General features: G+C 37.1%; 1 protein-coding gene. It reads right to left on the bottom strand.

Annotated features, from left to right (window positions below; translation table 11 throughout):
- A partial coding sequence (locus ILT06_RS32330) for a DDE-type integrase/transposase/recombinase (RefSeq protein ID WP_222656004.1) occupies positions 1 to 267 on the bottom strand: 267 nt, incomplete at both ends.

Genomic DNA, 267 nt, shown 5'->3' on the forward strand with positions numbered 1-267 from the left:
TACTGTTCGTCTTTTAGTTCTCTTATCGCAACAGGATAGGCTTTATCTCCATCAGCAGTTATAGAACGAGGTCCTATGGCATGACAAGAAGCCAGGGCTTTCTTTAGAAATCGCTTGGCAGCTTTGGCATCTCGTTTACTACTCAAATAAAAATCAATTGTGTTTCCTTCGAAATCAATCGCACGATATAAGTACATTTTTTCGCCTTTGATTTTGATGTATGTTTCATCTACTCTCCAGGAATCATTTGTTTGTTTCAAATGTTTT

The organism is Bacillus sp. 17RED48, from assembly GCF_019837545.1.
Lineage (GTDB): Bacteria > Bacillota > Bacilli > Bacillales > Bacillaceae_G > Bacillus_A > Bacillus_A wiedmannii.